Genomic DNA, 18,494 nt, shown 5'->3' on the forward strand with positions numbered 1-18,494 from the left:
AACGGTCAGGCGGCCTTTTTGAGCACCAGCTCCAGACGCTCCGTCGCCTTCAGCTCGTCGATCTTCTCGACGGCGGCCAGCTCGCGGGCCAGACGCTCCAGGGCGGCCTGATAGATCTGGCGCTCGCTGTAGGACTGGTCGGACTGGTCGGCGCCGCGGTACAGGTCGCGCACGACCTCCGCGATGGACACCGGGTCGCCGGAGTTGATCTTGGCCTCATACTCCTGGGCGCGGCGGCTCCACATCGTGCGGCGGACGCGCGAACGGCCCTGCAGCGTCTCCAGGGCAACCTTGATGCGGTCCTTCGTGCTCAGGCGGCGCAGCCCGGCGGCCTTCGCCTTGCCGACCGGAACCTTGAGCGTCATGCGCTCTTTCTCGAACGTGATCGCGTAGAGCTGAACCTCCATACCCGCAATGCTGTGGGTCTCGATGCCTTCGACCCGACCGACGCCATGAGCCGGGTAAACGACGAAGTCACCGGCCTCGAAGTCAAGCTTGTTCGACATTTGGTTTGGCTCTCACTTCTCGCGATCGCGCCATTTTCCCGCCCCGTTGGAGGGGGCGAAAAAGGCCCTGAGACAACGATGCCACCGTGGGGATGGGATCCTCCACGCCGCGATTGTTGTCCTGAGCCTCTTTGCGAAGGGAAAACCGGCAATGACGCTGGGGCCGGCTCCGGGGCCGTATTATAGCGATGTTACGGCCGAGTTACAAAGGCTACGCGCGGGCAGCCGTCCGGATTCTTTTGCTGCCCGCCGATAGCCGATCTGTCGATTTTGCATGGCGGCGAAATCGGCGCACCCGCCGATTCGCCCCCGACTCAGTTGCCGGTGCCCGGCTTCGCGGAGAAATACTTCTCGAACTTGCCGTCTTCATCCTTGAAAGAGTCGGCGTCCGGCAGGGCGTCCTTCTTGCGGGTCAGGTTGGGCCACTGACCGGCGTAATCGCGATTCAGCTCCATCCACTTCTCGGCCTTGCCGTCGGTGTCCGGCACGATCGCCTCGGCCGGGCATTCCGGCTCGCACACGCCGCAATCGATGCATTCGTCGGGGTGGATGACCAGCATGTTCTCACCCTCGTAGAAGCAATCCACGGGGCAGACCTCGACGCAGTCGGTGTACTTGCACTTGATGCAGCCGTCCGTCACGACGTAGGGCATGATTCGTTCTCCGCTGTTCTCGCCAGTTCCGGCGGTGTTCTCGCGCCGGGTTCCGAGTCGCTTCGATCCCCGTTCCGCCAAACGTTCCCGCCAAACGTTCCCGTGAAACGCTCTTGCGAAACGTTCCCGCGCCGGCGTTGCCGGTCGGCGTTCACGGCCAACCGTCGCGCGCGTGGCCGCAAACAGACCTTAGCCCGACCGCGGCGTTTGCCTAGCACGCCGCCTAAGATGGGATCAACCCCGCCGCATGTGTGGGCGCTTGCGCCGCAGACGCAAAAACGGCAGACACGGCCGGCGGGCCGTCCTCGACCGCGGCGAGGAAGGCGCGCAGCGTCTCCGTCTCCGGCGTGTCCACGCGGCGCACGAAGCGGGTCGGCATGCGCGCGATCTCCGGCGGCAGCGGGCGGGCGGTGAACATGCCACGCCAGGGCTCCCGCTCCACGACCGCGCGCGGCAGCACGGCGACGCCCATGCCGGCCCCGACGCAGCCCAGGATCGCCTCCAGCGAGCCGAACTCCAGGACGCGGTACGGCACCTGCCCGGCCTCGCGCATCGCCGTCTCCGCCCGCGCACGGTAGGCGCAGCCGCGCCGGAAGGCCAGCAGGGTGGTGCGCCCGGCCTCGGCGGTGATGCCGGTCGCGGATTCGACCAGCACCAGTTCCTCCTCGAAGGCCGGCTGGCTGACCAGCTCCGCATGCTCCACGGCGCCGGCGACGAAGGCGCCGTCGACGCGCCCGGCCAGCACCTCGGCCACCATCACTTCCGACGGGCCGGGCACGATGGTCAGCTCGACCTCCGGATGGTCGGCGTGGAAGCGGGCGAGGATCGGCGGCAGCCGCACCGCCGCGGTCGTCTCCATAGTGCCGACGGCGAGCCGCCCGCCCCGGCCGGCGGCGTCGGCCACCGCGTCGCGGGCCTGGGCGACCAGCCGCAGCACGCGGTCGGCGTAGTCGGCGAGCACGCGGCCGGCCGGCGTCGGGGCCATGCCGCGGCTCAGCCGCCGGAACAGGTCGACGCCCAGATCCTCCTCCAGCCGCTTCAGCCGCGCGGTCACGTTGGACTGGACGCAGTTGAGCGACTCCGCGGCCCGGCTGACGCTGCCGGTGTCCGCCACCGCCTTCACCACACGCAAACCCGCGAGATCCATGACACCGCTCCCCGGAGCCGCTCCCATCACTTTCAGTGAACTATAGCATCGAAACAATTCATTGGAAACGAAGCCGCCCGCGCGGGAGGATGGCGCCTGGAGCATGCCCAACAAGAAAACAGAATTGGAGGAAGCGTGTCATGGTCCGGGTGCTGATCGGGGGCATTGTGGCCCTGGCCGTGGCGATGGGGGTGGGGCGCTTCGCCTTCACGCCGATCCTGCCCGCGATGCAGGCGGCCACCGGGCTGGGCGCCGACGGGGCCGGGCTGCTCGCCTCGCTCAACTACCTGGGCTATTTCGTCGGCGCGCTGGGCGCCGGGCTGGTGCCGCACGGGGCCGTGCGCACCGCGGTCTTCCGCACCGCGCTGATCGCCAGCGTCACCTCCACCGCCGGCATGGGCTTCACCGACGGCATGGCGGCGTGGGGTGTCCTGCGCTTCGTGTCGGGGCTGGCCAGCGCCGGCATCTTCATCCTGGGCATCGCCATGGTGCTGGACGCGCTGGCGCGGGCGGGGCGCGAGGCCTGGAACGGCTGGCTCTACACCGGCGTCGGGCTGGGCATCGCGGCGAGCGGCCTGTTCGTCGCCCTGATGGGCGACCGGCTGGGCTGGCGCGGCGACTGGCTGTGGCTTGGGCTGGTCTGCACCGGCGCCGGCGCCCTGTCCTGGCTGTGGGTCACCGACCCGCCGCCCGTCCCGTCTTCTGCTGGTGCGGCGGCCGGCACCCCGGCCAAGCCGGCGGGCGGGACGTCGCTGCGGTCGGCGCCGCTGCTTCTGCTGACGCTGGCCTATTTCCTGGAGGGGGCGGGCTACATCGTCACCGGTACCTTCCTGGTCGCCATCCTGAAGACGATGCCGGAGACGGCGCGGCTGGGCGAGGCCGCCTGGATGGTGACCGGGCTGGCGGCCATCCCCTCCGGCCTGATCTGGGCGGCGGCCGGGCGGCGGCTGGGGCTGTGGCGGGCGCTGATCCTCGCGCACCTCGTGCAGGCGGCGGGCATCCTGCTGCCGATGACCGGCCAGCCGGCGGCGGCGGTCGTCTCCGCGGCACTCTACGGCGGCACCTTCATCGGCATCGTCACGCTGTCCTTCACGCTGGGCCGCCAGCTGTCGGGCGGGGCGTCGGCCCGCGTGATCGGGGCGCTGACCGCCGTCTACGGCCTGGGCCAGATCATCGGGCCGCTGCCGGCCGGCGTGATCGTGGCGCGCACCGGCAGCTTCGATTCGGCCCTGCTCGGCGCCGCGGCTGCGGTGCTGGTGGGGGCGCTGCTCCTGCTCGCCGGCTCCTGGGCGGCCCGCCGCCCCGCGCCAGAGGTTGCCGTCGGCGCCGGGCCGGCGTAGCCTCTCCCCCATGTTCGACCCGCTGCACCCTGAAGACGCCCGCAAGCACGCCCCCGCGACGGAGCGCAACCGCGCCCCGATCCTGGAGGTGCTGCGCCGCGTCCTGCCGCCGCAAGGTCTGGTGCTGGAGGTGGCGAGCGGCACCGGCCAGCACGCGGTCGCCTTCGCCGAGGCGCTGCCCGGCTTGACCTGGCAGCCGAGCGACCCGGACCCCGGCCTGCGCGCCAGCGTCCGTGGCTGGAGCGCCTCCGTCATGCTCCCCAACCTGCGCGATCCGCTGGATTTGGACGCAAGCGCCGCGGACTGGCCGATCGACCGGGCCGACGCCGTCGTCTGCATCAACATGATCCACATCGCGCCCTGGACGGCCGCGCTCGGCCTGTTCGCCGGGGCGGCGCGCCTGCTGCCGGTGGGGGCGCCGCTGCTGCTCTACGGCCCCTTCCTGCGCGACGGCCGCCACACGGCCCCCAGCAACGCGGAGTTCGACGCCAGCCTGCGGGGCCGCAACCCCGCCTGGGGCGTGCGCGACCTGGGTGAGGTGGAGCGCGCCGCCAGCGCCTTCACCCTGGCGGAGGTGGTGGAGATGCCCGCCAACAACCTGACCGTCGTGCTCCGCCGGCGCTGAGCCTCCTCCCTTCGCAGGTGCGGTGTTCCGCCGCAGTTCCGCGCGTCGAGCTTTTGCTATTGTTTCCCCACAAGCCTTCAGTTCGCAAACTTATTACAATTTGGGGGAAACGATGAAGCGGAAGCTGGTTCCTGACGTGGTCAAGTCGCAGGAACTCATCCTGGTGTCGGAAGACACCTCGGTCCTGACCGTCTCCAAGCTGATGGCGGAGAAGAACATCGGCGCCGTGCTGGTGGTCAACCACGGCGACCTCGTCGGCATCGTGACGGAGCGCGACCTGAACAACAAGGTGCTCTCCACCCAGATCGACGCGTTCGAGACCGAGGTGTCGGCGGTCATGACCCGCAACCCGGACACGCTGCCGCCGGACGCGGACGCCAGCGAGGCGCTGGCCCTGATGCATTCCAAGCATTACCGCCACCTGCCGGTCACCCAGGGCAAGCGCGCGGTCGGCATCGTCTCCATCCGCGACCTGTTCAAGCTCGCCTACGAGCACATGAACGCCGAGGCGTAAGCCGGTCCCTCCAATGAAAAAGGGCCGCCCCGGACAGGGCGGCCCTTTTACTTTTTCACGCGGAGGGCGTCAGTGCACCGCTTCCCGCCGGCGCTTGCGCCGGGCGGACGCCATCAGGTTCAGCGCCTCGACCAGGGCGGAGAAGGCGATGGCGAAGTACAGGTAGCCCTTGGGGATGTGGAAGCCCAGCCCGTCGGCGACCAGCGCGATGCCGACCAGCAGCAGGAAGGACAGGGCCAGCATCTTCACGGTGGTGTGCCGGTTGACGAAGTCGCCGACCGGGCCGGAGGCGAACAGCATCACCGCCATGGCGATGACGACGGCGGCGATCATCACCGGCAGGTGGTTGGACATGCCGACCGCGGTGATCACACTGTCCAGCGAGAAGACGATGTCCAGGAACATGATCTGGACGACCACGCCGGAGAAGCTGGCGACCTTCGGGGCCGATCCTTCGTCCTCGTGCCCTTCCACCGTGTGGTGGATCTCCATGGTGCCCTTGGCCAGCAGGAACAGGCCGCCGCCGATCAGGATCAGGTCGCGGCCGGAGAAGTCCATGCCCAGCAGGCTGATCAGCGGCTGGGTCAGCGTCGCCACCCAGGCGATGGAGGCCAGCAGCAGCAGCCGCGTGATCAGCGCCAGCGCCAGGCCCACCTGCCGCGCTTTCTGCTGCTGATGGACGGGCAGCTTCGCCGCCATGATCGAAATGAAGATGATGTTGTCGATGCCCAGCACGATCTCCAACGCGGTCAGCGTCAGAAGGCTGGCCCAGACTTGCGGGTCGGCGAAAAGGTCGAGCATTGAGAAAAGCGGCTCCGGCTGCTGCACACACGGCGGTGCCCGCGCAGATGTGGTCGCCGACCCTGAAGCGCAATGGTGGAGGCCGCGCTTTTTTCTAAAGAGCCGCGGATCAGTCCTCGCTGTGCAGGCGATCCACCGCGCGCCGGTCCCGCTTGGTCGGCCGCCCGGCCCCGGTGTCACGGGGGGCGGGATCGCGGTAGGGGTCCTGGATGGCCTCCTCCCGCACTGGGGGGCTGAGATCCTCGTACAGCGTGCGCGCCTCCTCCGCCGGGCCGCGGCGGCTGCCCAGCGCGACGATCTTGATGACGCGGATGTGCCGCCCCTGCGGGAAGGTCAGCACGTCGCCGGGCTTCACCGCGTAGTGCGCCTTGCTGACGAGAGTGCCCGACACGCGGACCGTGCCGCCGTTGCACAGCTTCGCGGCGAGGCTGCGCGTCTTGAAGAAGCGCGCGAACCACAGCCACTTGTCGATGCGCAGCCGACCCGCGCCGGGTTCGGGTTGGCCGTCGTCGAGGTCGTCGTGGAGGTCGGTCATCGCTGCGGCCCCCTCCCCCCCACGCTGGCGCGCGGGTCCCTCCCTCCCCCGCTTTCAGCGGTGGAGGGCAAAAGGGCGGCAGTCCCCTCCACCGCAACGCGGGGGAGGGTTAGGGAGGGGGCAATCGCAATTAGTTTCATCCAATTCCCGAAAGCTGGCGCAGCTTGGCGAAGGGGTGGTCGGTGTTGACGGGCTTTTCCGGGCGGGGCCGGGCGCGGTGGGTGCGCCGTCGCTTCCAAGCCACCGTCCCATCCTCCGCCACGGAGCGCGTGTAGCCAAGCCCCTTCAGCACGGCGCCCAGCTCCTCCGGCTTCACGCCGATCATCTGGCCGAGCGCGGCCTCCGTCACGACCGCGCCCTCCTTGACGCCCTTCAGCAGTTCCGTCTCCAGCCGGTCGAGCATGTCCACGCGCAGCGCGCGCGGGCCGGCGGCGGGGTAGCCGATGGCCTCCCAGAAGGCGGGCGGCGCGCCGGCGGCCTCCACGGAGACGCGGCCGGGCGGCGGGATCGGCACCGGCAGCGGCAGCTTGTGCTTCACCGCCCACAGCAGGCCGCGCAGCTCCACCGCCCCCGGCTTCGCCAGCGCGGTCAGGTACAGATGCGACACGCCGAGCCGCACCCCATGCTTGGCCAGCGCCTTGCGGTCGGCCCTTTCCAGCCCTTCCACCAGCGGGGCGACGGGCGCCCGCGGCAGCGCCCCCATGTTCTCCACCAGCTGGAAGGCCAGCCCGCGCGCGGTCCCGGTCAGGTCGTCCGCGTCGCGCAACGCCAGCAGCGGCCGCAGCCGGGCGGCGACGCGGTCCTTCAGCCAGCGTTCCAGCCGGGCGCGCACGCGGTCGAGCTGCCCCTGGTCGAGCAGCCCCTCGTCGAAGGGCAGCACCACCGGGCTCAGCACCGACGGGCCGGGGCCGAGCTTCGCCACCGGCAGCCCGTCCGCCGTCAGCACCCCGTCCATGCCCAGCGCGAAGGCGTCGTCCGGCTCCTGCTCGAAGGCGCGCAGGCGCGACGCCACCTCCTCGCGCAGCGCGCGGCGGGCGGCGCTCATCAGGTTGCGCGCCTCCTCCGACCGTTCCGGCGCGTCGGGGACGAAGCGGAAGCCCTCCAGCCGGCCGACGGGATGGCCTTCCACCACCACCTCCCCGTCGGCGCGCACGCCGCCCATCAGCTCCCGCCCGTCCTTCAGCGTGCGGACCAGCGTGGCGGAGCGGCGGTCGATGAAGCGTTGCGTCAGCCGCTCGTGCAGGGCGTCGGACAGCTTGTCCTCGATGGCGCGGGTCTGCCCCTGCCAGTGGACGGGGTCCTTCAGCCAGGCCGGCCGGTTGGAGATGTAGGTCCAGGTGCGGATGTGGGCGATGCGCGCCACCAGCGCGTCGATGTCGCCCTCCGTCCGGTCGAGCCGGGCGATCTGCTTGGCCACCCAGTCCTCGTCCAGCCGCCCGAATCCGGTGCGCAGGTAGCGGAAAATCTGCCCCAGCAGCCGGGTGTGGGCGTCCGACAGCACCTTGCGGAAGTCGGGGACCTGGCAGACCTCCCACAGCAGGCGCACGTTGTCGCGGCCCTTGGCGAGGTCCATGATCTCGTGGTCGCGCACCAGCGCCTGCAGCGCCAGATGGTCGTCGGCGTCGCGGGCGCGGATCAGCTCCGGGATCGGCGGGCGCTCCTCCAGCGACTTCAGCAGGTAGCCCGGCGTGTCGAAGCGCAGCTTGCTGTTGCGCCACATCAGCGTCTTGATCGTCTCGAACTCGTGGTTCTCGACGCGGTCGACCACGTCGGCCTCCAGCTCCCCCACCTCGTCGGTGGTGCCGAAGGTGCCATCGCGCATGTGGCGCCCGGCGCGGCCGGCGATCTGCGCCACCTCCGGCGCGCGCAGCCGGCGCGGGGCGAAGCCGTCGAACTTCACGATGCGGGCGAAGGCGACGTGGTCCACGTCCATGTTCAGGCCCATGCCGATGGCGTCGGTCGCCACCAGATAGTCCACCTCCCCCGCCTGGTAGAGCCCGACCTGCGCGTTGCGCGTCCGCGGGGACAGGGCGCCCAGCACCACCGCCGTGCCGCCGCGCTGGCGCCGGATCAGCTCCGCCAGCGCGTAGACGTCGGTCGCCGAGAAGGCCACGACGCAGGAGCGCGGCGGCAGCCGGGTCAGCTTCTTGTAGCCGGCGTAGGTCAGCTGCGAGAAGCGCGGCCGGCTGATGAAGTCCGCCTTCGGCACCAGCCGGCGGATCAGCGGCTGCACGGTGTCGGATCCCAGGAACATGGTCTCCACCAGCCCGCGCGCGTTCAGCAGCCGGTCGGTGAAGATGTGCCCGCGCTCCGGGTCGGCGCAGAGCTGGACCTCGTCCACCGCCAGGAAGTCCACCGCCCGGTCGAGCGGCATGGATTCCACCGTGCACACCCAATAGGACGGGTTGGGCGGCAGGATCTTCTCCTCGCCGGTGACGAGCGCCACGGCGTTCTTGCCCTTGATGGACACGATGCGGTCGTAGTTCTCGCGCGCCAGCAGGCGCAGCGGGAAGCCGATCATCCCCGTCCGGTGACCGAGCATTCGCTCGATGGCGAGATAGGTTTTTCCGGTGTTGGTCGGCCCCAGCACGGCGACCACCCGGCCCCCGACACCCAGACCGCCCCCGGAATAATCAGGGACAGAGGTCATGGGGTAAGTTTTGGGCCTGGGGACCGCCAATGCAAGCGTAAGGGTGGCTGTCTTATCGCCTTCATGCAGCAAGGTCATGCCGCATCGGCCTTATGCCTTTTGATCCGATGCGGCGCCGTCCGCATCCCCTTCCCCCCGCCTTAGGCCCTTGCGACGATGGACCGCCGGGGATTATCGCGCTTACCCTGATCCGGCCCAATCCGGAGACCTCCATGCGCCGCTTCCCCGCCCGCCCGCTCGCTATCGCACTCGTCCTCGCCACATCCGTGGTCGCCCTGCCCGCCCGCGCCGACGCGCCGCCGGTGACCGAGGATGGCGCCAAGGCCCTGGCCGCGGCGATCAAGGACGGGCTGGCGCGCTGGTTCCCCAAGCCCACGGACGGCGGCACGGAGATGCGTTGGAAGGGTGAGCCCAAGGCGACCCCGGCCGGCGACCACTACGACGTCGCCCTGCCCCCGCTGACCGTGGTGAACGACGACGGCAGCACGGCGGAGGTCGCCAGCGTCGCGCTGACCGTGAAGCCGCTGGAGGGCGGCACCCACGCGGTGACCGCCGTCCTGCCGGACACCGTCCCGCTGCTCGACGGCGGCAAGCCGTCGGCCACCATCCGGATCGGCCAGCAGCGCTTCAGCGGGGTGTGGTCGGGCGCCTACGAGTCCTTCCTGTCGGTCGACGCGAATTACGGCGACCTGTCGGTGACCAGCGACAAGAAGTCCGGCGGAAAGAAGGGCGACGCGAAAAACGGCTCCCTGACCATCGGGTCGGTCACCATGGCCGGCGAGCTGAAGCCGGATGGTGCGACGACCTGGAGCGGCCCCGGCGCCCTGTCGATCAACAACGTCCGCTTCCTCGACGACCAGAAGAAGGAGGTGATGACGCTGGCCGGCCTCACCGCCGAGGGCACCTACACGCGCGTCGACCTCGCCCGCTCCTCGGCGATGCAGCGCCTGCTCCAGGCCCACGCCGCGGCGGGAACGGAGCCGCCGCCGGCGGAGCTGATCCCGTTGGTCCAGGGCATGATGGGCGGCGGGTCGTTCCGCTTCGGCCTGTCCGGCCTGTCCGGCCGCAACCCGGACGACGGCAGCCGCTTCGCGCTCGCCCAATTTGCGGCGCGCGGCGCGACCGAGGATTTCGACAAGCCGTCGGCCAGCGCGACCATGGGATTCGAACTGTCGGGGCTGGACATCGCTCCGCCCGTCGCCCCGCAAGGCTTCCTGCCCGACCGGATGGAGCTTCAGCTGAGCCTCGCCAAGCTGCCGACCGCCTCGCTGTGGCAGGCCCTGGGCGATTACGCCGCCCTGGCCCAGGCGCAGGATTTGGATGACGAGGACGAGGACGAGGACGACGAGGAGGCCGCGGCGCCCGATCCCCAGGCGGAGGCGATCGGCAACCGGCTGGTCGGCGCCATGGCCGCCGTGGGCAGCGAGCTGCGCATCGACAAGCTGGCGGTGAACGCCCCGGCCGCTTCCGGCGACATGACCGGTGCGGTGCGCATGGCCGCCAACACCGCCTATGGCGCGGTGGGCGGGGCGACCATCCTGCTGCGCGGCCTGGACGCCGCCGCCAAGGCCATGCAGCCCAAACCCGGCAAGAAGGCCGACAAGGAGTCCCAGGACGCGCTGGGCGTCATCGCCATGCTCCAGGCCTTCGGTCAGACCGGCAAGGACGCCTCCGGCAACGAGGTGCGCAGCTACAAGATCGACCTGACCGATTCGGGCCAGATCCTGCTGAACGGCGCGGACATGAGCGCGCTGATGGGCGGCGGCGCCCCCACCGAGCCGGCCCCGACCGACAAGAAGGCACCGAAGAAGCTCTGACCCGCTTCGACGCTTATCCCCTCTCCCGCCCCGGGAGAGGGTGGCCGCGAAGCGGCCGGGTGAGGGTCCGGCAAGGATCAGCGACGGATTCTCGCGCGACCCTCACCCTTCCCACGCTTCGCGTGGGCCCCTTCCCTCTCCCCGGGGCGGGAGAGGGTATCAAGGGCATAACCTCTGGGACTCCACCGCCGGTCGCGAAACTCGTCGCCGGCGCGCTTGATCGCTCTTGCATGGGACGGCGCACTTTCACATATCTGCGCCGTCCCAAGACATCCACCAATAAGACCACCCACCAACAAGAACGATCAAGGATCCCACCATGACCGAGGAACGGCTCAGTTTCCAGGCCGAGGTCAGCCGCCTGCTCGACATCGTCGCGCACTCGCTCTACAGCGAGAAGGAAGTCTTCCTGCGCGAGCTGGTCTCCAACGCCTCCGATGCCTGCGACCGCCTGCGCTACGCCGCCCTGACCCAGCCCGAGCTATCGGCCGACGACCCGAACCTGAAGGTCCGGCTGCTGGTGGACAAGGAGGCGCGGACCCTGACCGTCGTCGACAACGGCATCGGCATGAACCGCGAGGATCTGGTCGAAAACCTCGGCACCATCGCGCGGTCGGGCACCGCCGCCTTCATGCGCAGCCTGAAGGAGAGCGAGAAGAGCGGCGATGGGAAGAAGGACGTCAACCTGATCGGCCAGTTCGGCGTCGGCTTCTACTCGGCCTTCATGGTCGCCACCGAGGTCGAGGTGCTGACCCGCAAGGCGGGCGAGGCCCAGGGCTGGCGCTGGCTGTCCGACGGCAAGGGCGAGTTCACCATTTCGGAGGTCGCCGACCTGCCGCGCGGCACGCAGATCAAGCTGCACCTGCGGGATGGCGACGACGAGTATCTGGAAGAGCACCGGCTCGCCACCATCGTCCGCAAATACTCCGACCACATCGCCATTCCGATCCTCTTTGGCGAGGGCGACGACGCCAAGGCGCTGAACAGCGCGTCGGCCCTGTGGATGCGGTCGAAGAACGAGATCACCGCCGACCAGTACAAGGAATTCTACCACCACGTCGGGCACGCCTTCGACGATCCGTGGCTGACCCTGCACTGGCGGGCCGAGGGCGCCATCGAATACACGAACCTGCTGTTCGTGCCGTCCTCCAAGCCCTTCGACCTGTTCGACCCCAAGCGCGCCCACCGGGTGAAGCTGTACGTCAAGCGCGTCTTCATCACCGATTCGGCCGAAGGGCTGCTGCCGCCCTACCTGCGCTTCCTGCGCGGCGTGGTGGACAGCGAGGACCTGCCGCTGAACATCAGCCGCGAGATGCTCCAGCACAACCCGATGCTGGCCAAGATCCGCGCCGGCATCACCCGCCGCGTCCTGTCGGAACTGGGCAAGAAGGCCCGCGACACCGAGAAGGCGGAGGAATACGCGACCTTCTGGGAGAACTTCGGCGCCGTCCTGAAGGAAGGCCTCTACGACGATTACGAGCACCGGGACGAGCTGCTGAAGCTGATGCGCTTCCGCACCACCGCCGGTGACGGTCTGGTCTCGCTGGAGGAGTATCTGGGCCGCATGAAGGAGGGCCAGGAGGCCATCTTCACCATCTCCGGCGACGACATCGAGACGCTGAAGCGCAGCCCGCAGCTGGAAGGCTTCAAGGCCAAGGGCGTGGAGGTGCTTCTGCTCACCGACCCGGTGGACGAGTTCTGGGTGCCGTCCGTCGGCAGCTTCCAGGACAAGCCCTTCAAGTCGGTCACCCGCGGCGGCGCCGATCTCGGCAAGATCCAGGGCGGCGAGGAGAAGCCGGCCGAGGAGAAGGCGTCGGAAGGTGAGCTGACCGACCTGCTGGCCCTGCTGAAGCTGACGCTCCAGGACGCGGTGAAGGACGTCCGCCCGTCGGAACGCCTGACCGACAGCGCCGTCTGCCTCGTCGCCGACGAGAACGACATGGACATGCACCTGGAGCGCCTGCTGAAGCAGCACAAGCAGCTGGGCATGGACGCCCCGGCGGCCAAGCGCATCCTGGAGGTCAACCCCGGCCACCCGCTGATCAAGCGCCTCGCCGAGCGCGCCAAGGCCAGCGGGGCCGCGACCTCGCTGGACGACGCGGCGTGGCTTCTCCTCGACCAGGCCCGCATCGTCGAAGGCGAAGCCCTCCCCGACCCCGCCGCCTTCGCCCGCCGCCTGGCAAGCGCCATGGAGAAGGGGCTGGCGTAACGCCGAACGCCACCATCCTCCTCCGCGAGAGCGGAGGAGGATGGTGGGTCAGCGCTTGCCCTGCTCGTGTTCCATGTAGGCCCGTAGCACCGCGTTGATCTTCGTCTGGTACCGCGCGCTGTTTGCCTTGAAGTAATCGAGCACGTCCTGGTCGATGCGGATGCTGATCGCCGCCTTGGAAGGCGGCTCCACCACGCGCGCCTTTTCGAACCACTCCTCGTCGGCAATGGGCGCCGCGTCCGGATCGGACGCGACCGCCGCCTGGATGTCCTTGTCGGTCTGCGCGTCCGCCTTCGACCAGTCAGTGCGTGTCGTCCGAGGCGATCCCAGTGATCGCTTGACGATACGATGTCCGCTCATGTCGGTTCGCCATCCTCGCTGAAATGAGACGACGACAGTCGCCCCGCCACGTGTAGACGACGGCCAACACACGGCCGTCCACCTCTCCAAACGCGATGTAACGCGTCTCACCATAATCGAACCGGTCATCCACGTTCTGAACGATCGGCCCTTCCCAAATCAGCATGGCGGTTTCGAAATCTACGCCATGCTTGCGGACATTTGACTGCTCTTTGTTTTCATCCCATACAAAGGATAAATCGTGCATTTTTCATACTTTACTCGGCAGGTCGTTTTTATGCGCGATTCGCAGGAATTTGGGGGCATCGTATATACAAACGTATCTCTCGTCAACGCTCCCTTGACGCCTCACCCCTCCCGCCCCTACCTTCGGCGCCTGGGTGCGGAGGGGCGCCCACACCCGAGAGAGGCGGTGCCACCCTCGCGGTTCTCGCTCAGGCGGGGGCCAGCCGATCACACATCCGACCGACCACCGTTTGCTGCCAGACATCGGGTTGCGGCAGAGCACAACGGGAGTCCGTCCATGGGGAACCACCCCACCCTTCCCGGCACCGTCACCGAGTGCCGCATCCAAGCCCACCGTCTCCTGAAGGCCGCCCGCGACGGCGACGACTCGGCGCTGCACCGCCTGTCCGCCCTGCCCACGCCACCGCGCTGGCAGCTGAAGCACGCGCTGGCCGTCGTCGCGCTGGAGGCCGGTTTCCCCGGCTGGCCCGCCCTGAAAGCCCATCTCGAAGGCGCGGGCGAAACGCCGACGGTCGACACGGAGCGCTTCTTCGAAGGCCGGGGCAGCGCCTACCTGAACCGCTGGTTCCGCGACCTCGCCACCGCGGAGGAGTCGTTGCGCGCCGACGGCGGGTGGCTATTCCCCTACCGCCACCAGTTCTTCATCTGCGAAGCCGGGTTCCTGGACGCGCGGGGTATTCCCTCCGACGATCCGGACTGGGCGCTGATCGGCCACAACTGGGCGAGGCCGGCCGACGCTGCAGCCCACGCCCGGCTGACCCGGCGCCTCGCCGCGGCGGGGCTGGCAGCGGGCGGCTAACGACCCACCCGCTCCGCGGGAAAGACAAGCGTCATGGTGGTGCCGCGGCCCGGCGCCGTCTCGATGTCGAGGCGGCCGCCGTGCAGTTCCACCAGGCGCTTGGTCAGCGGAAGGCCGAGGCCGCTGCCCACATGCTGACGGCCGAGCGCGCTGTCGATCTGGCCCCAGGGCTCCAGGGCCCGGGCCAGTTCGGCCGCCGTCATGCCGATGCCGGAATCGCGGACCCACAGCCGCAGCGTCCCGTCCCCGGCCACCCCGCCGCCCAGCGTCACCAGCCCACCGCCCGGCCCGCCGTTTGGTGTGAACTTCACGGCGTTCCACAGCAGGTTCAGCAGCATCTGGCGAAGCTTGCGCTCGTCCACGCGCAGGGTCGGCAGGCCGGCGGGCAGGACCGTCTCGATCCGCACCCCGGCCCGTCCGGCCCGCACCGACAGCAGGCGGGCGCTGCCCAGCGCGACGCCCGGCACCTCCACCGTCTCCTCAATCAGGTCCAGCTTGTCGGCGTCGGCCTTGGCGAGGTCGAGGAGGTCGTTGATCAGGTCCAGCAGGTGCCGGCCGCTCTCGCCGATGTCGCGGGCGTAGTCGCGGTAGAGGGGCGTGGCGTGCGGCCCCAGCACCTCCTGCTCCAGCAGCTCCGCGAAGCCCATCATCGCGTTGAGCGGGGTGCGGATCTCGTGGCTCATGCAGGCGAAGAACACCGTCTTGGCGCGCCGGGCCTCCTCCAGTTGCCGCTCCCGCCGGTCGGCGAGGTCGGCCAGCGCCCCGGCCAGCGCCGCCGCCGACCCCACGCCGAGGTAGCGCCCGTCCTCGACAACCACGAATCCGGACCCGGCACCGGCCCGCGCCAGCCGCCGCGCGGCCTCGGCCAGGGGCAGCGCCGCCTCGACGGTCGGGCAAGGCGCGGTCAGGACGTCGCGGACTTTGCTGTCCGCGGGCAGGCGCGCCAGGGCGTCGCGCTCCACCAGCCCCAGCACCCGGCCGTCGGCCGCGACGACCGCCAGGGCGGGAAGGCCGGGGTCGGCGTCCAGGCGCCGCACCGCGTCCGCGCGGGACGCGCCCGGCCCGATGGCAGCGGCGCGGACGGCCAGGGCGGCCGCGGTCTGTGCCTCGCCCCCGCCTTCCGGCGCCCCGCACCGGGCCGGCGTGGGGCTTTCGGCCGGCGCATCCCCTTGGATATGAACGCTTGCGTCGTCGAGAAACACGGGAAACCTCCCGCCTCTTCGCCCTTCGGACTGTCCGTCCGAAGTGGGCCTACCCAACGATCATACCCGCTGATTGTTTTTAAATTCTTTCCAAATCGCTTGGCTTAGATTTCGCGGCCAACATCACGCGGCCCACATCACGCGGCGGACGCCGCCTCCACCCCGGCGGGCTTGGCGGAGGTCACCTGCACGTCCACCGTCATGCCCAGGAAGTCCGCCGGCGCGCCGGTCCAGGATCCGGCCAGCGGCACGGCCTGGGTCGGGTCGCGGGTCACCGCCACGCGGATCAGGTTCTTGCCGCCGATGATGCCGTTGGTCGGGTCGAACTCCACCCAGCCGGCGCCGGGCAGGTAGACGTCCACCCAGGCGTGGGTCGCCCCGCCCCCGACCATCGCCCCCTCCGCCCCATCGCGCGCCGGGTCGTACAGGTAGCCCGACACGAAGCGCGCCGCGAAGCCCAGGGAGCGCGCCGCCTCCATCATGAACAGCGCGAAGTCGCGGCACGACCCGCCGTTGCCCGTCAGCGTATCCACCGGGCTCTGCGTGCCCTCCAGGTCGCGGGCCTGGTAGGTGAAGCTCTCCTTGATGCTGCGGGTCATGTTGACCAGCATCTCCTGCGTGTCGGGCGGACCGCCTTCGCCCAGCACGACGAAGCCCTTGGCCCAGTTGTCCACCACATGGTCCGGGTCCGGGTAGTGCCGCTGCGTGTAGAGCGCCAGATCCGGCACCTCCTCCGCCGTGTAGCTGAAGGGGTAGGTGCGGGCATACTCCTCGATGGGAAACTCCAGCTCGCCCAGGGGGTAATGCTCCACCCGGATGTGGCTTTCGAAGCGCAGTTCCGTCGCCGGCTGGTCGAAGCTCGCCACGGCGATGGAGTTGCCGAACACGTCGTGCAGCCAGCGCACCTTTGCCGGGGTCGGGCTGATGACCAGCTCCGTCTTCAAAAGCCGCAGGTCGTGGCTGTCGCGCGGCCGGAACATCAGCCGGTGGTCCCCGAAGGTGACCGGGTTGGCGTAGCGGTAGATCGTGGTGTGGTCGATGTCCAACGTCATCATGACAAAGCCCCCCCTTCCCTGGGCGAGCACGCAACGGCGAGGTTTGAGAATGGTTCCGAATCTTAGTATGGTGCTCGGGCATTCGGGCGGCCTGCTCCGGGGACAGGGAGGGCGCGGCCGGGAACGAAACAAAGTTAGAGACGACAACAAGGGGAATCCCCATGCCTTCGCGACTCGAGCAGCTCTGCATCGACAAGGGCCTGAAGATGACCGACCAGCGCCGTGTGATTTCGCGCGTGCTGTCGGAGGCGAACGATCACCCCGACGTGGAGGAGGTGCACCGCCGCGCCGCCGCCATCGACGAGCGCATCTCCATCGCCACCGTCTACCGGACCATGCGCCTGTTCGAGGAGGCGAACGTCATCGACCGGCTGGATTTCGGCGACGGCCGGGCCCGCTATGAGGAAGCGGGGGCGGAGCACCATCATCACCTGATCGACCTGGAGTCGGGCAAGGTGGTGGAGTTCACCAACGAGGAGTTGGAGAAGCTGAAGGAAGTCATCGCCCGCGAACTCGGCTATCAACTGCTGGGCCATCGTCTCGAGCTTTACGGCGTTCCGCTCAACCGGCGCGCCTCCGCGTCGGAGTGACACCGGCATACTCCCCTGCCCTGTCCGAATCCTTCGGACTCCTGAGTCCTTTGGATTCCCCGGGCATCCCCCGGACGGCGTTTCCATCGATTGCGGGGTGCACCGGGCGCGGATCTGTCCGTGGCCGGTGCGCGGCCCTAGTTTCAGGATGCAAACACATCATCGACGGAACCGGCCGCCTCCCATGGACGACATCAGCAAAGACCCCGTTCTCGACCGCCTCGACCGGCTGACCGAGATGGTGACCCGCCGCCTCGACAAGATCGAGGAGCGGCTGCGCTGCCTGGAGCAGGACAACGGCGAGATCATCAACCTCCTTATCGCGGTGAAGGCCGGGCTGGAGGAATGCTCCGGCGAACTGCTGATCGACGCCGAGGACGCCGACACGGACGACGCGCCCAGCCTCCTGCACTGACCACCCCTGCCCACCGCCCGCGTGCGCTCATGCGCGCATTACGTGGGTGGACTGCCGACATTCGACTTGTCGGCGAGGTCGTTCGGCCGGATAACGGCGCCATGCAGATCAGCGTCGACCCACCTGCCGCTCCCTTGGACATCGCCCACCCGGAGATTGCCCACCCGGACATCGCACGGGCCATCGCGCCGGGCGTCGCCTTCTTCGATTTCGACGGCACGCTGATCCACGGCGACAGCCTGCTGATGTTCATCGGCGAGGTGATCGGCCACCGGCGCGCCAAGCTGGCCTTCCTGGACGCGCTGCGCTCGGGCCTGCACCGCCACGCGCGCGGGCGCGGCCCCGGCGTGGACCTGTTCGGCACCATCAAGACCATCCTGCTGCGCCGGACCCTGCGCGGCGTGCCCGTGGCCGACGCGCTGGACGCGGCGGAACGGCTGGTGCACCGCGTGCGCTGGCACGCCCCGCTGGTCGAGACGCTGAAGATGCACCGGCGCGAGGGTCGCCGGGTCGTCGTCGCCACCGGCGCGCTCGACCTCTACATGCCGGCGCTTCTGCGCGGGCTGGAGGTCGACGCCCTGCTGGCGACCGGGCTGGAGGTGGCGGACGGCCGGCTCACCGGGCACCTCAGCACCGGCAACTGCGTGCGGCTGGACAAGGCGCAGCGCGTGCGCGCCTGGATCGCCGCCAACGGCCCGGTCGGCGAAACCTGGGGCTACGGCAACCGCCCCAGCGACCTGCCCATGCTCGGCGTCGTCGACCGCCCGACGATCGTGAAGATCTGAAGCACAATACGACCACTTCCCCCCTTCGTCATCGCCGCGAAGGCGCATGGGCGCTGACTTTGGCCTTCTTCTCCCTCTCCCCTCTGGGGAGAGGGTCGGGGTGAGGGGGTTGACGGGGAACCGAACAGCTCTGCATCTGCCGGGGGGCCCCCCCCCCCCCCCACCCCCCCCGGGGGGGGGGGGGGAAAAAGGCCCGACGGGCCCGACCCGGGGGGGCGGGGGGGGGGGCACACAGGACGGCGGAG

Annotated in this window: 19 protein-coding genes; 9 read left to right on the forward strand and 10 right to left on the reverse strand. The window is 69.5% G+C overall.

Translation table 11 applies throughout. The features are described 5' to 3' along the window. Window positions 1–5: 5 nt before the first annotated feature. The 3 genes from J2851_RS27285 to J2851_RS27295 all read right to left on the reverse strand — a co-directional run bounded on the left by J2851_RS27285 (window position 6) and on the right by J2851_RS27295 (window position 2,306). Entirely contained in the window at window positions 6–506 is a 501-nt protein-coding gene (locus tag J2851_RS27285) for a CarD family transcriptional regulator (RefSeq protein WP_209770272.1), read from the reverse strand. A gap of 314 nt (window positions 507–820) precedes the next feature. Next, a complete protein-coding gene (fdxA, locus tag J2851_RS27290; RefSeq protein WP_209770273.1) occupies window positions 821–1,159 on the reverse strand; it encodes a ferredoxin FdxA in 339 nt (112 codons plus the stop codon). A 223-nt stretch (window positions 1,160–1,382) separates the two neighbouring features. Further along, window positions 1,383–2,306, reverse strand: coding sequence for a LysR family transcriptional regulator (locus J2851_RS27295; protein ID WP_209770274.1), 924 nt, complete (start codon window positions 2,304–2,306; stop codon window positions 1,383–1,385). Between the two features lie 140 nt (window positions 2,307–2,446). Between J2851_RS27295 and J2851_RS27300 the strand changes: the two genes are divergently transcribed. From J2851_RS27300 to J2851_RS27310, 3 genes are all read left to right on the forward strand, one after another. Then, the gene (locus tag J2851_RS27300) at window positions 2,447–3,646 is read left to right on the forward strand and encodes a YbfB/YjiJ family MFS transporter (RefSeq protein WP_209770276.1); all 1,200 of its coding nucleotides are present in this window, start codon (window positions 2,447–2,449) and stop codon (window positions 3,644–3,646) included. Between the two features lie 10 nt (window positions 3,647–3,656). Further along, the gene (locus tag J2851_RS27305; protein ID WP_209770278.1) at window positions 3,657–4,271 is read left to right on the forward strand and encodes a DUF938 domain-containing protein; all 615 of its coding nucleotides are present in this window, start codon (window positions 3,657–3,659) and stop codon (window positions 4,269–4,271) included. Between the two features lie 112 nt (window positions 4,272–4,383). Then, entirely contained in the window at window positions 4,384–4,785 is a 402-nt protein-coding gene (locus tag J2851_RS27310) for a CBS domain-containing protein (protein ID WP_209770280.1), read from the forward strand. Window positions 4,786–4,854: 69 nt separating this feature from the next. On the opposite strand, the gene J2851_RS27315 is transcribed toward J2851_RS27310, so the two are convergent. The 3 genes from J2851_RS27315 to J2851_RS27325 form a co-directional block, all read right to left on the reverse strand. Next, window positions 4,855–5,586 (reverse strand): TerC family protein, encoded by a 732-nt coding sequence (locus tag J2851_RS27315; RefSeq protein ID WP_209770281.1) that lies wholly within the window; start codon window positions 5,584–5,586, stop codon window positions 4,855–4,857. Between the two features lie 109 nt (window positions 5,587–5,695). Then, window positions 5,696–6,121, reverse strand: a complete 426-nt coding sequence (locus J2851_RS27320) for an RNA-binding S4 domain-containing protein (protein ID WP_209770282.1) — start codon at window positions 6,119–6,121, stop codon at window positions 5,696–5,698. 136 nt (window positions 6,122–6,257) lie between these two features. Further along, entirely contained in the window at window positions 6,258–8,771 is a 2,514-nt protein-coding gene (locus J2851_RS27325) for a helicase-related protein (protein WP_211114451.1), read from the reverse strand. A 212-nt stretch (window positions 8,772–8,983) separates the two neighbouring features. On the opposite strand from J2851_RS27325, the gene J2851_RS27330 reads away from it, so the two are divergent. Together J2851_RS27330 and htpG are read left to right on the forward strand one after the other, a co-directional pair. Continuing rightward, complete coding sequence (locus J2851_RS27330; protein WP_209770283.1) at window positions 8,984–10,588, forward strand: hypothetical protein; 1,605 nt, start codon at window positions 8,984–8,986, stop codon at window positions 10,586–10,588. 319 nt (window positions 10,589–10,907) lie between these two features. After that, a complete protein-coding gene (htpG, locus tag J2851_RS27335) occupies window positions 10,908–12,797 on the forward strand; it encodes a molecular chaperone HtpG (RefSeq protein ID WP_209770284.1) in 1,890 nt (629 codons plus the stop codon). Window positions 12,798–12,845: 48 nt separating this feature from the next. Here the strand turns inward: htpG and J2851_RS27340 are convergent, their stop codons facing one another. Beyond that, window positions 12,846–13,157, reverse strand: a complete 312-nt coding sequence (locus J2851_RS27340; RefSeq protein WP_209770286.1) for a BrnA antitoxin family protein — start codon at window positions 13,155–13,157, stop codon at window positions 12,846–12,848. Beyond that, window positions 13,099–13,404 carry a BrnT family toxin gene (locus J2851_RS27345; RefSeq protein ID WP_209770287.1) on the reverse strand — a complete coding sequence of 102 codons (306 nt, stop codon included), beginning with the start codon at window positions 13,402–13,404 and terminating at the stop codon, window positions 13,099–13,101. The genes J2851_RS27340 and J2851_RS27345 overlap by 59 nt, the downstream gene beginning before the upstream one ends. A gap of 276 nt (window positions 13,405–13,680) precedes the next feature. On the opposite strand from J2851_RS27345, the gene J2851_RS27350 reads away from it, so the two are divergent. Further along, window positions 13,681–14,202, forward strand: a complete 522-nt coding sequence (locus tag J2851_RS27350; RefSeq protein ID WP_209770288.1) for a hypothetical protein — start codon at window positions 13,681–13,683, stop codon at window positions 14,200–14,202. On the opposite strand, the gene J2851_RS27355 is transcribed toward J2851_RS27350, so the two are convergent. After that, on the reverse strand, window positions 14,199–15,404 hold the full coding sequence (locus J2851_RS27355) for a sensor histidine kinase (RefSeq protein WP_307419651.1): 1,206 nt from the start codon (window positions 15,402–15,404) through the stop codon (window positions 14,199–14,201). The genes J2851_RS27350 and J2851_RS27355 overlap by 4 nt on opposite strands. A 137-nt stretch (window positions 15,405–15,541) precedes the next feature. Next, window positions 15,542–16,459 carry a transglutaminase family protein gene (locus J2851_RS27360; protein ID WP_209770289.1) on the reverse strand — a complete coding sequence of 306 codons (918 nt, stop codon included), beginning with the start codon at window positions 16,457–16,459 and terminating at the stop codon, window positions 15,542–15,544. 161 nt (window positions 16,460–16,620) lie between these two features. On the opposite strand from J2851_RS27360, the gene J2851_RS27365 reads away from it, so the two are divergent. The 3 genes from J2851_RS27365 (at window position 16,621) to J2851_RS27375 (ending at window position 18,249) form a co-directional block, all read left to right on the forward strand. Further along, window positions 16,621–17,049, forward strand: coding sequence for a Fur family transcriptional regulator (locus J2851_RS27365; protein WP_209770290.1), 429 nt, complete (start codon window positions 16,621–16,623; stop codon window positions 17,047–17,049). A gap of 184 nt (window positions 17,050–17,233) precedes the next feature. Continuing rightward, a complete protein-coding gene (locus tag J2851_RS27370; protein ID WP_209770291.1) occupies window positions 17,234–17,464 on the forward strand; it encodes a hypothetical protein in 231 nt (76 codons plus the stop codon). A 101-nt stretch (window positions 17,465–17,565) separates the two neighbouring features. After that, entirely contained in the window at window positions 17,566–18,249 is a 684-nt protein-coding gene (locus J2851_RS27375) for an HAD family hydrolase (protein WP_209770292.1), read from the forward strand. Window positions 18,250–18,494: the final 245 nt, after the last annotated feature.

This window comes from Azospirillum rugosum, assembly GCF_017876155.1.
In the GTDB taxonomy this organism is placed as follows: domain Bacteria; phylum Pseudomonadota; class Alphaproteobacteria; order Azospirillales; family Azospirillaceae; genus Azospirillum; species Azospirillum rugosum.

Excerpts from the sequence above, each read along its gene's own strand:
- J2851_RS27285 (WP_209770272.1), bottom strand. The coding sequence starts at position 506 with ATGTCGAACAAGCTTGACTTCGAGGCCGGTGACTTCGTCGTTTACCCG.
- fdxA (WP_209770273.1), bottom strand. The coding sequence starts at position 1,159 with ATGCCCTACGTCGTGACGGACGGCTGCATCAAGTGCAAGTACACCGAC.
- J2851_RS27295 (WP_209770274.1), bottom strand. The coding sequence starts at position 2,306 with ATGGATCTCGCGGGTTTGCGTGTGGTGAAGGCGGTGGCGGACACCGGC.
- J2851_RS27300 (WP_209770276.1), top strand. The coding sequence starts at position 2,447 with ATGGTCCGGGTGCTGATCGGGGGCATTGTGGCCCTGGCCGTGGCGATG.
- J2851_RS27305 (WP_209770278.1), top strand. The coding sequence starts at position 3,657 with ATGTTCGACCCGCTGCACCCTGAAGACGCCCGCAAGCACGCCCCCGCG.
- J2851_RS27310 (WP_209770280.1), top strand. The coding sequence starts at position 4,384 with ATGAAGCGGAAGCTGGTTCCTGACGTGGTCAAGTCGCAGGAACTCATC.
- J2851_RS27315 (WP_209770281.1), bottom strand. The coding sequence starts at position 5,586 with ATGCTCGACCTTTTCGCCGACCCGCAAGTCTGGGCCAGCCTTCTGACG.
- J2851_RS27320 (WP_209770282.1), bottom strand. The coding sequence starts at position 6,121 with ATGACCGACCTCCACGACGACCTCGACGACGGCCAACCCGAACCCGGC.
- J2851_RS27325 (WP_211114451.1), bottom strand. The coding sequence starts at position 8,771 with ATGACCTCTGTCCCTGATTATTCCGGGGGCGGTCTGGGTGTCGGGGGC.
- J2851_RS27330 (WP_209770283.1), top strand. The coding sequence starts at position 8,984 with ATGCGCCGCTTCCCCGCCCGCCCGCTCGCTATCGCACTCGTCCTCGCC.
- htpG (WP_209770284.1), top strand. The coding sequence starts at position 10,908 with ATGACCGAGGAACGGCTCAGTTTCCAGGCCGAGGTCAGCCGCCTGCTC.
- J2851_RS27340 (WP_209770286.1), bottom strand. The coding sequence starts at position 13,157 with ATGAGCGGACATCGTATCGTCAAGCGATCACTGGGATCGCCTCGGACG.
- J2851_RS27345 (WP_209770287.1), bottom strand. The coding sequence starts at position 13,404 with ATGCACGATTTATCCTTTGTATGGGATGAAAACAAAGAGCAGTCAAAT.
- J2851_RS27350 (WP_209770288.1), top strand. The coding sequence starts at position 13,681 with ATGGGGAACCACCCCACCCTTCCCGGCACCGTCACCGAGTGCCGCATC.
- J2851_RS27360 (WP_209770289.1), bottom strand. The coding sequence starts at position 16,459 with ATGATGACGTTGGACATCGACCACACCACGATCTACCGCTACGCCAAC.
- J2851_RS27365 (WP_209770290.1), top strand. The coding sequence starts at position 16,621 with ATGCCTTCGCGACTCGAGCAGCTCTGCATCGACAAGGGCCTGAAGATG.
- J2851_RS27370 (WP_209770291.1), top strand. The coding sequence starts at position 17,234 with ATGGACGACATCAGCAAAGACCCCGTTCTCGACCGCCTCGACCGGCTG.
- J2851_RS27375 (WP_209770292.1), top strand. The coding sequence starts at position 17,566 with ATGCAGATCAGCGTCGACCCACCTGCCGCTCCCTTGGACATCGCCCAC.